Raw genomic sequence first — 15302 nt, forward strand, 5'->3', positions numbered from 1 at the left:
TGAATAGATTTTAGTTATTAATATCACAAAAAAAGGTTGCAAAATTGCAACCTTTATAGTTCTAAAAAATTAGTTTTTATTCTATTCCTATTTGATTTATTGCAGAATCATTACCTATTCCTTTTGGGTTTTGTCCCCATTTGTTTCTTCCAAAATTGCCATCCATACACATTAAAATAAGTAACCAAAAACTTCCAATATAAGGTATAAAAGTAATAAAATACCAACCACCACTTTTACCTATATCGTGCAAACGTCTAACAGTAACAGCAATTGATGGGATTATTGTTCCTAAAAAATAGATTCCTAAAACCCCAATTACAATAAAACTAGATCCTGAGTCAGTAAAGAAATCATTGCCAGAAAACCCCATTAAAAAAGCGAGTATAAATATTATCATAAAGTGAAAAAGAGTAAACATCCAAAACTCTTTACGCCTTGCTCTACCAGAAAAATCTGCGTATTGTTTTAATACTTTTAAATACCAATTCATATTTTTTATTTTAAACAGACAAATTTAAAATAATTTAAAACAATCCTCTAGTTTTTAGTTCTAAATATTTATTGACTATATTACCTGTTAATTTTTCTGGTTTTGTTAACAAAGATGGTATTCCGTATTTTTTTAATTCTCTTACAATACTTTTTTTCTCGTACATAAATTTTTCTGCAACAATACTATCGTAAACACTTAAAACATCTTCTTTATTCGTTGTTTTAAGCGCATCTAACTCTGTGTTTTCAAAGAAAACGACTAACACTAAATGGTTTTTTGCTAAAGCTCTTAAATAGGGGAGTTGCCTGTTTAAACCATCCATAGTTTCGAAATTTGTGAAAATAATTAATAAACTTCTATGTGTAATTTTTCTTTTTACAACTGCATATAAAGTACTAAAATCCGATTCTGAAAAATTGGTTTTTATGTTATGTAAAGCTTCTGAAATTAAACGCATTTGAGAGTTCCTTTTTTCTGCAACTACCCAATCTTCTAATTGGGTAGAAAAAGACAACATACCAGCTTTGTCTTGTTTTTTTAGGATGATATTGCTGATTGCCAAAGTTGCATTAATAGCATAATCTAACAAACTTAAGTTGTGAAAATGCATTTGCATTGCACGTCCTTTATCAATAATAGCGTAAACAGGTTGCGATTTTTCTTCTACATATTGATTCATCATTAACTGATTTCTTTTGGCGGTCGCTTTCCAATTTAACGACCTAATATCATCGCCAGAAACATATTCTTTAATTTGTTCAAATTCTAAAGAATGTCCTATTCTTCTCACTTTTTTGGTTCCGTAAGAAACAGATTGGTTGGTAAATGCTTTAAAATCGAACTCTCTTAATTTTAAAAAAGAAGGGTAACATTTTAATGCAGTTGCTTTTCCTAAAACATATTTTTTTGTGGCAAGTTTAAGTGGCGAACTTACATACACATTAATGTTTCCAAATAAATAAACACCTCTTTCTGTTGGCGTTAAATTGTAATGAAGAGTTTTATCAATCTTATTTTTAAGAATCAAATTAAAGATAAAATCTCTTTTTTGAAACTGATAAGGAATTTCTTCTATTATTGATAAATGAGTAGAAAATTGATATAAACTTCTAAATGTTAAAGATATTTTGTTTGCATCTCCGTTTGATAATCTTTCAGGTAAAAAACGATGAACTTGAATCGCATTTTTGGTGTTATACAAAATAAAAACATCCACAAAAACGAGCACAGTTATTATAAAAAGCAACACTTTAGCTATTTCAAAAAAAATAGGGATAAAAAAACCAACTACAAATAGAAGTGCAATTCCGCCTAAAAAGTAGAAAAACCTATTGTTTAAAAATAATGTGTTGTAGAAATGTTTCAATATTGTTGTTTAACTGTTTATTAGTGTAAATGTTTAACTGCTGACTAAAACACTATCGTGGAATTTCAACAGCTTCAATAATTTGTGCTATAATTTGTTTGCTGGTTACACCTTCCATTTCTCTTTCTGGGGTTACAATAACTCTATGTTGTAAAACCGGAATTGTAGCTTTTTTAATATCTTCTGGCGTTACAAAATCACGCCCTTTTATTGCAGCAAAAGCTTTTGATGCACCTAAAATTGCAATACTTGCTCTTGGTGATGCGCCTAAATATAAAAACGAATTAGAACGCGTATTTACTACAATATTGGCTATGTATTTTAATAAGTTTTCTTCAATTTTAATTTGATTCACCAAGTTTCTAAATTCAACTATTTTATCACCCGTAATTACGGTTTTTATCTTACTGGTTTTGGTGGTGTTTTCTAGTGCTTGTTCTTTTGAAATAATTTTAAATTCTTCTTCAGCATTAGGGTAATCAACATTTATTTTGAACAAAAAACGATCTAATTGTGCTTCTGGCAATCTGTAGGTACCTTCTTGTTCTATAGGATTTTGAGTAGCTAAAACCACAAAAGGTTCTTTTAATTTATAGGTAGTTCCATCTATTGTAATTTGCTTTTCTTCCATTACTTCAAACAAAGCAGCTTGCGTTTTTGCAGGCGCTCTATTAATTTCGTCAATTAAAATCATATTCGAAAAAATAGGTCCTCTTTTAAACTCGAAATCAGAAGTTTTTACGTTAAAAACGGATGTTCCTAAAATATCTGAAGGCATTAAATCTGGTGTAAACTGAATTCTACTAAAACCAACCTCTATAGTTCTTGCCAATAATTTTGCGGTAATGGTTTTTGCTACACCAGGAACTCCTTCAATTAAAACGTGGCCATCAGAAAGCAACGCAACAATTAGCAAATCCATCATTTCTTTTTGCCCAACAATTACTTTTTTTAATTGCTTTTTTATACTGAAAACACTTTCTTGTAATTCCGTTAAATCGATTCTATTTTCGAATTCTAGATTATCTTGTGTTTCATTATTATTAGGTGTTTCCATATTTTATTTATTAAAGAATTTTTTTATCATTTTATATAACACAACTAACTCTTTTTCAGAACATTCTGATTTCTTATTTAAAGTGATAATTGTATTGATTAAATATCTTGTTTTTTGCAAATCATTACCAGATTTTGCAGCCAATTTCTCTATAAAATCGGTATTTAAATTTGAGGTGTCTAACAAATAATTAGCTCTAACTTTTTCTAAGAAATAAGTAATTTTTTTATCGACTAAATTCTTATGGTCTTGTTCTTTTAAATACAAATTTGCAATGGTTTGGGTAAATGCAACAGTAGAATTTTTTAAAGGCTCTATAACCGGAATTGCTCTTTGTTTTCTTCTGGCGTTAAAGAGCATAAATAGCAAAATGCCAATCATTGAAATAAACAAAAACCAAGTTAATGTTTGGTGCTCTAAAAAGAATTTAAAGACAGAAGTAGTATCTTCTTTATTGTTAGAATATTTGCTCGATTTTATTTGTGGATCCCAAAGTATGGCTGCATTTGGCAAGTAAGAAAATACATTTTCTACATAATTTTCTTTACCATTTAATAAGTTGTAATTTGTAAACGCAATAGGTTGCGTATGCAAATAAAAAGCACCTTTACCATAATGAATTTTAATAAAGTTGGGCACTTTTTCTCCACCAACTTCTATGGTTCCTAAAACACTTGTGGTGTTTTTATCATATTGTAAAAAATAATTTCTACGGATGTTTCTATCAAAAGAAAACTTTGTCTTTTTAAACGACTTGTTTTCTAAGTAAAAATCGCCTTTTAGTTTTTTTAATTTAGCAACAGAAAATGCTTTTTTATCCAAATTATTGGTGGTAAAATTCAGTCTAGTTTTTAAAGTGTCTTTAAAATGATTGAATGCTAAAAAAACGTTATTCCCTTTATATACAAAGGCTAACAACTTGTTAATTCCATCATTATTAATTTTATTGGCACTATGTTTTATACTGATGTAATTTTTTGTTGTCAAAGAATCTTCATTATTAAACAACAAGTAATCGTAAATATTTTCTTTTAATAGAGTTATTTTTTGATGTTTAAAAAGCGTTTTAGCTTCATTGTAAATGATATAATTACCAAACGGACTTTTCTTTTTTTCTTTAAAATTTTCTCTCCAATCGGTTTTATTACAACTCATTAAAGCAAAAAAGAACAGGAGAGGAGTGTATTTTTTTAGTTGATAAAAGCCAATCATTTTAAAGAAATTTTAAAAGATTGATATTTGTTTTCTGCCAATTTAAAATTGGTTTCGTCTATGGGGAATTCTCCATACCAAACATAAGAATAGACGTAAGAAAGGTAAGAAAATTGCTTTCTAGTTGCTGTGTTTTCTATTTCAAAAAGGTATTCAGAATTTGTTTTATCTTTATGATAATCAATGAGTTTATTATCTGAAAGTGTTTTTAAAACAGACAAATAGTAATAACGAATTGCCAATCTGTATTCTTTATGGTTGATGGCATTTTGTAAAAGTGCATCAATATCTGTTTCGTTAATGTCATCATCTTCATACACCAATTTTTTAGCAACTTTATTTTTAGTTTTTTTAAAATTCCAAAAACCAATTTCTGTTCCTAAAAAAGTTTTTAAAATGATAAATATGATAATGATTCCTAATAAAAACGGAAATATTTTGCTCACAAAAAAAATAAAAGCTTTAACAAAAGCAGTAGAAAAAGCAGTGTTTGTTGCTGTAGTTTCTTCTTCCTCAGGTTCTTCTGTATATATAAATTCTTTACCTGAATATTTGTCTTTTAAATTTTCTTTAAAGGCTCTTTTTTTAGCGTAATCCGTATTTTTCTCGTAAATTAAAGTATCTTTTTTCAGAAAAAGATGGCTTTTTTGCATAAACTGTCCAAAACAATTTATTTGAAAACAAACTAAAAAAAGAAAAAGACATTTTTTCATTAACGCAAATTGTATTTATTAGCCACTTTAAAAGGGAATATTAAATAATAATAGCTTATAGAAACCAAACTCAGCCCAATAATTGTAAAGCTTAAAATTAGTGGCATAGTGTTAGAATATCTTGTTACATAACCTTCTAAAAATGCAGCAACCAAAGTAAAAGGAATGGTACTTATAAAAATGTAAAATGCAGCTTTCATACCTATTTTAAAAGACTCTAAGCGTTTTAAAGCGCCAGGAAATAAAATACTTGCGCCAATAATATAACCTGCTGCAGCCTCTATAATCATTGCAAAAATTTCGTAAGTTCCGTGAATCCAAATACCTTTTAAGCTATCAAATAAACTATTGTGCTGATAAAAAAATGCTTGAAAAACTGCCACCATAATTGCGTTATACACTACATAAAATCCTGTGCCAATTCCTAAAAACAATCCAGAAAGAAACATATTTAATCCAACTCTTTGGTTGTTGTCATAAATACCAATAAAAGTGCCCCAATTGCTACCTCCTTTATAAACCGCCATTGCATCTCCACTTTCTATATTTTCTAAAGTTTTGTTTACATAATTATTTCCTAAAATTTGACGCGCAAAAGATGCATCATTAAAAGTAGAAAGTAATCCTATTAAAAAACACGCAAAAAACACAATAAAAGAAAGGTAAATAAATTTTCTGTATTGATAGGCGAGTAGTGGTACTTTATCAAAAAAGAAATATAAAAATACATTTTTATCTCTTCTTTTAGAATGATATACTTTGTCGAAACTAGATTTTGCCAACTTATTTAAATATTGAGTTACCTTACTTTTTGGGTAATAGGTTTGTGCATATACAAGATCGTTCATAATCTTAATATGCAAATTGGCTATCTCATCAGGAGTTTTTTTATCTTTATTTGAAATTACTTGTTCAAATTCAAGCCATTTTTCTTTATTTTGCTTTATAAAAGCGACTTCTCTCATTCAGAGCGAATTTACAGATTGTATGAAAAGACTCCAAATAAAAACGGCACAAAATGTAAACATCAATTTCACCTTAGCAAACGTTGGGCAAAGGCTGTTAGCGTTTATAATAGACAATGTTTTAAAGTTTGCTTATATCTATTTTGCAATAAAGGTTTTTGATTTTCAACTTTTAGAAAACAATGTTGCAGGTGATGGTTGGTCTATTCGTGCTTTAGATGTAATAATTTTTTTGCCAGTAACTTTTTATTCGCTCTACACAGAATTATTGATGAATGGACAAACTGTTGGAAAAAAATTATTGCATTTAAAAGTAATAAATATTGATGGTTTTAAGCCATCTACCACAGACTTTATCATCCGTTGGTTTTTAAGAGTTGTAGATTTTAACCTCTTTACTTTGTTATTTGTTTATATAGCTTCTTTAGGATTAAATAATGAATATGGATTAGTAATGGTACTATTTTTCTTCGGAAAAATGGTAGGTTTCCTTTTAATTCTTTTTACAAAAGAGAATCAACGTTTTGGAGATATAATTGCCAATACAGTGGTTATTTATTTAAAAGATGATGTAAAATTCTCAGAAACCATATTAGAAGAAATTTCTACAAAATACGTTCCTACTTACGCCAATGTTATTAAATTATCAGATAATGATGCGCGTATTATTAAAAACACATTTAAATCTGCCAAAAAATTTAATGATTATAAAACCTTAATAAAACTGCGTTCTAAAATACAAGAAGTAACAGGTATTAAATCTGTGCATAAAAGCGATTCTGAATTTATAGATGTCGTTTTAAAAGACTATAATTACTATACTCAGAATATGTAATTAAGTTTTCTTTAACATCACTTTTTAAAAGCTAACAAAAATCATATTTTTCATCTAATAATGTTTATAAATTTATAGAGTTAATTTTATAAATCTAATCATATGAAAATATACGATAATAAACACATAAAAAACGTTGTGTTTGTAGGAGCCCATAACAGTGGTAAAACCACTTTAGCTGAAACAATGCTTTTTGAGGCAGGAATTATTAAAAGAAGAGGAACCATAGAAGCAAACAATACCGTTTCAGATTACCACAAAATAGAACATGAAAGAGAAGCTTCCGTATTTGCAACTCCATTACATACTGAATGGAGAAACTACAAAATTAACATTATAGATACCCCAGGTTTAGACGATTTTATAGGAGAAATTATTTCTTCTATAAGAGTTTCTGATACTATTGTTACAGTAATTAACGCTAAACACGGTGTAGAAATTGGTACAGAAATTATTTGGAATTATATAGATAAATATCATAAACCAACTTTATTTGTTATTAATCAAATAGATCATAAACAAGCAAATTTTGACAACAGTTTTAACAGCATAAAACAATTAGTAGGTAACAATGCTGTAAAAGTTCAATATCCTTTAATTGTTGATGGTAGCCAATGTATTATTGATGTCTTAAAAATGAAAATGTACAAATTTGGACCAGAAGGAGGGAAGCCAGAAAAATTTGAAATTCCAGAAGACCAAAAAGAACTTGCAAATTTGTTGCACAATGAATTGGTAGAAAAAGCAGCAGAAAATGATGAAGAATTAATGGAACTTTATTTTGATAAAGGAACCTTAAATGAAGAAGAAATGAAAATAGGAATTAAAGCAGGTATGTTAAACCATGATTTGTTTCCTGTATTTTGTGTTTCTGCAATAAACGATATGGGAACAGGACGTTTAATGGGCTTTATAGACAATGTTGCACCTGCAGCAGCAGATTTAAAACCAGAACAAAGTGTAGAAGGAAATGAAATAAAACGCACTAAAGATGCAGATCCTATTTTATTTGTTTTCAAATCAATTTATCAACCTAACTTAGGACAAATAACATTTTTTAAAGTAAAATCTGGAGAAGTAAATGTAAATGATAAATTAATAAATTGTAGAAATGGAGAAACTGAAACCATCAATCAATTATACATTATGGATGGTAAAAATAAAGAAGCCATTTCTAAATTAAGTACAGGTGATATTGGTGCAACCACCAAATTAAAATACACAGAAACAAACGACACTTTAGCAACAAAAGAAGAAGGTTTTACAATAAAACCGATTCAATATCCAGATGCTAGAGTTACAAAATCTATTGTTGCAAAAGAAACCAAAGAAGAAGAAAAATTAAGTGAAGCTTTAAAACGTTTGCGCTCTCAAGACCCAACAATAGAAGTATCCTATTCAAAAGAAACCAAAGAAACCTTGTTAGGTTGTCAAGGAGAATTACATTTAGCAACTATAGATTGGGCTTTAAAAAATATTTATGGAGTAGAAGCAGCGTATAAAAAACCTAAGATACAGTATAGAGAAACTATACAGCGTTCATCAACAGCAAATTACAGACATAAAAAACAATCAGGTGGTTCTGGTCAGTTTGCAGAAGTACACCTTAAAATAGAACCTTGGCAAGAAGAAATGCCAGAACCAGAAGGTTTTAATATTAGAGGTAAAGAAATTGTAGAATTAGCTTGGGGCGGTAAATTGGTATTTTATAATTGTATTGTAGGCGGGGTTATAGATACAAGGTATTTGCCATCGGTTATGAAAGGAATTTTAGAAGTGATGGAATCTGGACCTTTAACAAAATCTTATGCAAGAGATATAAGAGTAATGGTTTATGATGGTAAAATGCACTCCGTAGATTCTAATGATATTTCATTTAAAATTGCAGCTGCACACGCTTTTAAAGAAGCTTTCTTAAATGCAAATCCTAAATTATTAGAACCCACACAAGAAGTTTCTATAAAAGTACCAGAGCAAATGGTAGGTAATGTAATGACAGAATTACAATCTAGAAGATCTATAATTTTAGGAATTGATACTCAAGATAATTATCAAGTATTAAAATGTATAACACCTGCAGCAGAACTCTTTGGTTTTTCAACAGTTTTAAGATCCATAACACAAGGTAGAGCTACTTTTAGTGCTAAGTTTTCATCTTATCAAACGGTTCCTGTAAATGTGCAAAAAGAATTAGTAGTACAATAAAATAATAATTAAACTTAAATAAACAATATTATGCAAACAAAAGTATCCTATTTAAGCGACCTTAAATTTAACTTAGAAACCTGGAGGAGAGAATTGCGTTTTCATTTTGATGAAATGGACACATTTGAAGAAAAGTTAGAAGAAATAGCTTCAAGAGAGTTTAGTAAAGAAGCTTTAATTCCGTTAGAGCAATTTCAGAATAGAATAATGATTGAAAAAGATGCCATTTCTAAACTTAAACACAGATGTAAAAATAAAATGAAAAATATTAACAGAGCTAATGTTCAAGATGATCTTGATTTTCAATATCAAAGCGAACAAAGAACTTTGATGGAAGATATGAGAGATTATATTCGTTTGCATTATTCTTTTAAAGAAGAAATGATGACATATTTTTTAAATTGGTTGGATTAATCAATAAAATAATACAAATAAAAATGTCATATTTCTTAAAAGAGTATGGCATTTTTTTTTATGCTTTGAAAACATTTATTTAACATAATATAAATTATAGTACAAAGATACAGTAATTTCTGTATAGCCGTTTTTTAGGCTATTTAGTATAATATCTATTAGTTTAATTTTAATATTCTGTACAATCCTTCAAGAATTTTTAAATATGTGATTCTCAAGAAACATCGTAACTACAAATTTGTAACTATAATTAGTCATTATGTAAAATTGCCGCCTACAAACGCTCGATTGTTTATTTAAAGCATAATTGCTATTGCAATCATTTTTAAAACTCAATTATCCATCGCTTGCAGCCGCCAAAAAAAGCTAACCTTTTAGAGGTTATTGAAATTCTCGTATTCGAGGAAATCTTCGTTCTATTTTTTTTCAGGACATTCTTGTTAACGTGCCACAAGAGTATAAAATTTTCCCTTGCTCAAATCCTTGCTTTAAATTTCTATACACCTGTTATATTTAGAATTCCAATTTAACTCTTTTCGAAATCCTATTTTACATAATATTTATAGGTTCGATTTAAAGTTTATTAATCATATTCTCTAAAGCATATTTACTTAATTCAGGAATTGCATTTGAAAATACGCTGATTTCCCAATTGGATAAATGCTCTAACATCACGTCATTGCTTTTAAAAATAGAATTTGGATTTAAAAAGACTACTGATGGAATTAGATATAAAACTTTTGCTTCGCCATCAATTAAAAGAACTAAACAAACTAATAATTTATCATTTAATTCGCCTAAATCTTGTTTTGAAACCTTAATACTTCGTTCTATCCCAAAATCAATGGATTCAAAGAATAATTGATACGAATTACCATTATTTACCTTTAAAATAAAGTCTACTGCTTCTCTCCCACTTTTATTGTCTGAAACTTTAATTTGAGCTTTTAAAAGCTCCGATTTCATAAATTTTAATGCATTTTCATTGACAGTATTCATAGATTACAAGATACATTTTTTTCTTTTTTCATTATCTTTTGTCTTGAAACAAAAGAAACAAAAATTCAAGACTGCATATAATTTTGGAAACAATTACGGCTCGTTACGCTATATTTTAGGAAACATTGGAACTTATTAAGATTGCTTTGAAATCTATTGATTATCTAAAACTATTAAGACTGTTTTATTACTAAATCCCTAAAATATGTACGCTCCACTCACCTATTGTTTTAGCCAAAATTTTATGAGGTCGAAACATAAGAACTACGAATAATAACAAAGTTTATGCCTCACTTTCTTCGATATTATCAACATCTACTCCATTACTGCTTACATCGGAAAGCATCTTTTCTATTACTTTCTCTTTAGCTTCAATTTTGTTTTTAGCTTTGCGTTCTAAAATGGCAGCCATTTTACCCATTCCTGGTATTCCGTTGAGTTTATCTATTGTCATTTGGAATTTATAGCTTTGTTCTAAAGCTTCCATAACTGGATGGTCAGAAGTTTCATAATTTGAAATAAGTTTCCCTGGATTTTCAGATGAAACTTGTAAGAAGTTAGAAAGTAGTCTAAATCTTAAATCTTTTGATTGTTCTGGGTTCTCTAAACTATCAATCTGTGTTGATAATCCTTCATAAGTTCTACTTAATACTTCCTTGTGTGCATATTCCTCAATTAATCTTTTCGATAAGTTTAATTTTTTATTTGCAGAATATGTAAACCATAATACAGGAATATACATTGGAATAATAGCCAAAACAATTCTAGGTAAACGTAAAATAACTTCTTCAAAAGATATTCCCTTAAATAAAAAGAATACACTAACAGCAACAGGAATCAAACTTACACCAATCATCAAGTTTATTCCTTGATTAAATCTTTTTTGCAGTTTTTCTGAAGAAGCAACTTCCTCATCTTTTTTGCTAGAAAAAGCAGAACTAAGTCCTGCTGTTAATGCATCAGGAAGTAAAGCAGCAATATCATCATTAATTTTTTTGTACTTCTTTTTATATTCTCCTTCAAATGAATTGTATTTTTCTTTGTGACTAGTATTTATATCTTCAACGCTATCAAAAGATTCTTCTATTTTTTCTTTAAGCTCATTGTAGGATGAGTCTAATTCGTCTTTTAACCCTTCAATTTTAGTGTCTTCTCCAGTTTCTTCGTCAGTTTGAGTATATCCAAAAACTTCTCGATGTAAATCATCTACATCTTTTTTACGTTTATTTAAAGCTGTTAGACTAATACCAGATTTTTCAAGATTTTCTTCTACTTTTGTTGTAAAATTGTCTATTTCTAAAAGTTGAGATTCTAGGTCTGGATACTTTTCTAAAATACTATCTATACTACCAATTCTTGAATTAATTGTTTCTAGTTTTTTTTCAAATTCAGATTCAGCATCATCTAATCTACTTTTAGATTCATCAATAGATAATTTTTGAGTATTAGCTTCATTACTAAATTCATTTATTTCATTTTTTGTTTGTATTGCAGATTCTAATTCATTTGAAAGTTGTTCTACAAGTTGATTTGCTTCTTTAAGTTTATCTTCAACTCTATTTCTATATTCTGATGCCTTTTTAGAACTCTGTCTAGCCTCTCTTTCGTCATCTGAAGTTTTCCTTTCTATTTCAGCTTTCAGTTCTTGCGTATATTTTTCTAGTCCTCCAACTCTATCCCAAAGTTTTTGTCTTTCTTCTTCAAGATATTGTATTTGTTTTCCCTTTGAATCATCAAAAAATCCCATATAATTGCTTTTCAGATAGAAATTCAATTTTTATGCCATTTAACAATTCCTTAACAATGGCATTAAAATATTATGTATTTTCTGTTATGTGTTGACAATGTGTCAGATAAGTTTATTATTTATGACATAAATTCTCATTTCACACACATTCCACTTCTCTCCTATCGTCGTTCCGTAAAAAGCGTGCTTCATTAGCATTGTAGAGAAAATTTTTAGAAGAAAAAAATAAGAAAATGTAGAAGTTTAAACTTCGCTTTTACCAAAGCAAAGTTACATAACGCAGAACATTATAGTACAAATGTTCATTTATGTTGTTTAAGCAATTGTTTCCATTTGATAGCTATAATGTAGTATTATGTAAAATATCCCAAAAGCATTAGTTTTCATAAGAATAATTGGAACTTGGGTCATATTACATTTACCATGCCCTAAAATATGCACGCTCATTTCTTCTATTGTTTTAGCCTAAATTAGTATTGCCAAAATTGTAATTACGCATTATAACAATACCATACTGGCTATTTTTTTCAAATTCAAAATGTGTCGAATATCCTGGTGTAGAACCACTGTGTCCAACGGTTTCAATACCTTGGTCTTCATATAAATCAAAACCAAAACTATAATTAGAGCGTAATCGTTTTGTAGGAGTTTGGGTAGTTTTAAGCTGTTTTAAAGCTTCAGAATTTAAGATTTCCGAAAATCCCATACACGACTTTATAAATTTTGCCATATCGTTTGGTGTTGAATATAAGCCTCCGTTTGGTACACGATAGCCTCTCTCCTTATGCTCGTCTAATGGTAGTTGTTCATTTAATTCAGCCGTAGGACCTCCAGCCATTCCTTTTGCCAAATGCTGTTTTTTGTTGTCTGGAATTTCAAAATAGGTATTCATCATTTGCAAAGGGCTTAAAACATACTCTTTAACTAATTCGACATAAGGTTTGTTTACTGCTTTAGATAGTGCTAATCCTAAAATAGCATATCCCATCCCATATTTGAATACCTAAAACGCTCGTTGGGCGCATTTCTAAAACCTAATTCTGGTAAGGCTGCCATCACTTTTTGTTCCCACTCGTTTACCGTACCAAAATTGGCATCTCGATAGCCCGATTCTCTATCTAACCCAGAAGTATGGGATGCTAATTGTGCAAAAGTGATAGGCGGATGTTTATCATAATTGACCAAGTTTTTAATTTCTGGCAAGTAATTTTCGATGGGGTCATTAATATTTAAAATACCATCTTGATGCAATTTTAATAATAGAAAACCTGTAAATGACTTTGTAATAGAACCGATACGATAAATTGTATTTTCATCTGCATTTCCAAAGGTTTTTAATACTAGAGTAGAATCTTTATAGACAATTGCCATTGAGATACTGCCATTAATATTGTCATCTTTTACATCATTTTCTACTAAATTGATAAAACTATCAATTACTTTTTCTTGAATTAATTTAGTAGAATCTTTTGATTGTTTTGGCGTATTGCATCCAAGAATTGTAATTAATACTATTAAAATTGTTTTTTTCATTTTTATATTTTGATTGATTTTGAATTATATTCTACAAATGTAGAGTATTTTATATCAAAGACATCGTATTCATTGCACAATGTGCTATAATAACTGGCCATAAGTTTCTATCCAATTTCACATAAGCAATTCCCATAATAATCCCGATTAATACTACAGAAATAGAACGTTCAGAAATATCATAAGAATGTCTAAATCCCCAAATACAAGCTTGAAATATAATTGCAATTGCGGTTTTAAACTTTGCATTTGAAAACAAACCTTCTACCCAAGTTATTAAAAAACCTCTTTCTAATAATTCTTCAAGTGCAGACTGTAACCACACAAAAATAAGAATAGAAAAAACGTACCCATAATCTCCGTTTCGTAGTGAGTGACCTGTACTTGTGCCTTGAGCAGCTTCACTACTTTCTTTAACAACAATGAATTGATCTTGTATAAGATTGAAGATAAGTAATGTGGCAATAATTGTAATAAAAATTACAATAGCACTTACAAACGTTTTCTTTATACTTTTGGGTTTTACCAACCCTAAAGTTTTCCAAGTGATTCCTCGCCTTTTCATTAACAAAGTAGCAACTAGTAAAGTTGTTCCTGAATACAAAAAACCTGTAACCAAATAATGTGTTTTTGGAATAGATGTTTCTCTGATTAAAAACATAATAGCTATGTAAATAATCAATTCTAATAGATAACCTTTTGAGTTTGAGTTTTTAGCTGTTGCAATCATAATATCAATTCTTATTTTTTAAACTTTACAGCAGTACAATATACCAAAATTTCTGACGCTGCTTGCACAACCATAGCTGTGGAAAATCTAATATTTATTACTGCATCGGAATTTAAATTATTGGCTTGGGTAATTAAGCGTTCTATAGCTTGTTCTCTTGATTGATTTAGCAATTTAGTGTACTCATCTAACTCACCTCCTACTACATTTTTAATTAATGCCACTGCATCTCTGCCTAAATTACGTGCTCTAACAGAGCTTCCTTTTACGATTCCTAAAACCTCAATAATTTCTTTATTAGGAATGTTTTCTGTTGTTGATAGTATCATATTGTTTTGTTTTCAGCTAATTTATATGAATGTGTTTGTTACAAAAGAATAATATGATATACTTGTGCATTTTCAAACCAGATATATGAAAAACAAGTTCAAACTATAGTTTATACTGTTTTTTATGTTGTTTATGTTTCAATACTGTATGTTCATCATTTTATATTTACATTTAGAATTAATTACCTATTATTGTTCTTTATGAAACAAACTATTGAACATCATACTCATAGTATTTACATACTTCTTTGCGTAATTTTTGGTGTATTTGCCTGGGATCAGTGTATTTGGAAAACATCGGGTTTCTTTATTTGCTGACAAACAGCTAAAAACATTATTATATATGGCAAGTATGAGCGCTATTAAATGTGAAAATCAGATACAACAATATTACTTGAGAAAAGTAGAGCAAGGAAAAAACAAAATGAGTGTTTTAAATGCTGTTAGAAATAAAATCTTACATATTATTTGTGCACTTACTAAAAATCAAACTTTTATCAAAATCGTTTGGAAATATCATAGAAATCACGTTAAATAATTACTTCCGTTATTTTATTACCACTAGGGGTTTATTTTATTACTTCTAGAAAAAGAACTTAAACTAGCTTATTATAAATAGTTTTATAAAACTGATAATTCTCATATTAGAGGTCTAATATTGAGCGTATTTTTGGCAAGTTTTAAAATAAAAACCTTAACAT

At 28.8% G+C, this 15302-nt stretch carries 16 protein-coding genes; 4 read left to right on the top strand and 12 right to left on the bottom strand.

The genetic code is table 11. The annotated features are described in order from the left end of the window. Nucleotides 1-76: 76 nt before the first annotated feature. The 6 genes from ACY2RX_RS01180 to ACY2RX_RS01205 are packed head-to-tail and all read right to left on the bottom strand — an operon-like array spanning nucleotide 77 to nucleotide 5809. Nucleotides 77-493, bottom strand: coding sequence for a DUF805 domain-containing protein (locus ACY2RX_RS01180; RefSeq protein WP_490102125.1), 417 nt, complete (start codon nucleotides 491-493; stop codon nucleotides 77-79). Between the two features lie 34 nt (nucleotides 494-527). Next, on the bottom strand, nucleotides 528-1862 hold the full coding sequence (locus tag ACY2RX_RS01185) for a DUF58 domain-containing protein (RefSeq protein WP_490102126.1): 1335 nt from the start codon (nucleotides 1860-1862) through the stop codon (nucleotides 528-530). A gap of 52 nt (nucleotides 1863-1914) precedes the next feature. Further along, complete coding sequence (locus ACY2RX_RS01190; protein WP_490102127.1) at nucleotides 1915-2919, bottom strand: AAA family ATPase; 1005 nt, start codon at nucleotides 2917-2919, stop codon at nucleotides 1915-1917. A 3-nt stretch (nucleotides 2920-2922) separates the two neighbouring features. Beyond that, nucleotides 2923-4131, bottom strand: coding sequence for a DUF4350 family protein (locus ACY2RX_RS01195; protein WP_490102128.1), 1209 nt, complete (start codon nucleotides 4129-4131; stop codon nucleotides 2923-2925). Beyond that, complete coding sequence (locus ACY2RX_RS01200) at nucleotides 4128-4784, bottom strand: hypothetical protein (protein ID WP_490102129.1); 657 nt, start codon at nucleotides 4782-4784, stop codon at nucleotides 4128-4130. Before ACY2RX_RS01200 ends, ACY2RX_RS01195 begins: the two co-directional genes overlap by 4 nt. A 59-nt stretch (nucleotides 4785-4843) precedes the next feature. Continuing rightward, complete coding sequence (locus tag ACY2RX_RS01205; RefSeq protein WP_490102130.1) at nucleotides 4844-5809, bottom strand: stage II sporulation protein M; 966 nt, start codon at nucleotides 5807-5809, stop codon at nucleotides 4844-4846. A gap of 22 nt (nucleotides 5810-5831) precedes the next feature. On the opposite strand from ACY2RX_RS01205, the gene ACY2RX_RS01210 reads away from it, so the two are divergent. From ACY2RX_RS01210 to ACY2RX_RS01220, 3 genes are all read left to right on the top strand, one after another. Beyond that, nucleotides 5832-6644, top strand: coding sequence for an RDD family protein (locus ACY2RX_RS01210; protein WP_490102131.1), 813 nt, complete (start codon nucleotides 5832-5834; stop codon nucleotides 6642-6644). A 102-nt stretch (nucleotides 6645-6746) separates the two neighbouring features. Next, nucleotides 6747-8849: an elongation factor G gene (locus tag ACY2RX_RS01215; protein WP_490102132.1), complete on the top strand. Its 2103-nt coding sequence runs from the start codon at nucleotides 6747-6749 to the stop codon at nucleotides 8847-8849. A gap of 30 nt (nucleotides 8850-8879) precedes the next feature. Then, entirely contained in the window at nucleotides 8880-9263 is a 384-nt protein-coding gene (locus ACY2RX_RS01220; protein ID WP_490102133.1) for a hypothetical protein, read from the top strand. Nucleotides 9264-9836: 573 nt separating this feature from the next. On the opposite strand, the gene ACY2RX_RS01225 is transcribed toward ACY2RX_RS01220, so the two are convergent. From ACY2RX_RS01225 to ACY2RX_RS01250, 6 genes are all read right to left on the bottom strand, one after another. After that, nucleotides 9837-10262 (bottom strand): hypothetical protein, encoded by a 426-nt coding sequence (locus ACY2RX_RS01225; protein ID WP_490102134.1) that lies wholly within the window; start codon nucleotides 10260-10262, stop codon nucleotides 9837-9839. Nucleotides 10263-10545: 283 nt separating this feature from the next. Further along, nucleotides 10546-12009, bottom strand: coding sequence for a hypothetical protein (locus ACY2RX_RS01230; protein ID WP_490102135.1), 1464 nt, complete (start codon nucleotides 12007-12009; stop codon nucleotides 10546-10548). A 460-nt stretch (nucleotides 12010-12469) separates the two neighbouring features. After that, nucleotides 12470-12997 carry a serine hydrolase domain-containing protein gene (locus tag ACY2RX_RS01235; RefSeq protein ID WP_490102136.1) on the bottom strand — a complete coding sequence of 176 codons (528 nt, stop codon included), beginning with the start codon at nucleotides 12995-12997 and terminating at the stop codon, nucleotides 12470-12472. Next, on the bottom strand, nucleotides 12979-13542 hold the full coding sequence (locus ACY2RX_RS01240) for a serine hydrolase domain-containing protein (RefSeq protein ID WP_490102137.1): 564 nt from the start codon (nucleotides 13540-13542) through the stop codon (nucleotides 12979-12981). Before ACY2RX_RS01240 ends, ACY2RX_RS01235 begins: the two co-directional genes overlap by 19 nt. 49 nt (nucleotides 13543-13591) lie before the next feature. After that, nucleotides 13592-14272: a CPBP family intramembrane glutamic endopeptidase gene (locus tag ACY2RX_RS01245; protein ID WP_490102138.1), complete on the bottom strand. Its 681-nt coding sequence runs from the start codon at nucleotides 14270-14272 to the stop codon at nucleotides 13592-13594. A gap of 11 nt (nucleotides 14273-14283) precedes the next feature. Further along, nucleotides 14284-14601: a YbjQ family protein gene (locus ACY2RX_RS01250; RefSeq protein ID WP_490102139.1), complete on the bottom strand. Its 318-nt coding sequence runs from the start codon at nucleotides 14599-14601 to the stop codon at nucleotides 14284-14286. Nucleotides 14602-14953: 352 nt separating this feature from the next. Here ACY2RX_RS01250 and ACY2RX_RS01255 point away from each other — a divergent pair, with 352 nt between their 5' ends. After that, nucleotides 14954-15139 (top strand): hypothetical protein, encoded by a 186-nt coding sequence (locus tag ACY2RX_RS01255; protein ID WP_490102140.1) that lies wholly within the window; start codon nucleotides 14954-14956, stop codon nucleotides 15137-15139. Nucleotides 15140-15302 lie beyond the last annotated feature (163 nt).

The organism is Polaribacter sp. 2405UD43-2, from assembly GCF_058147125.1.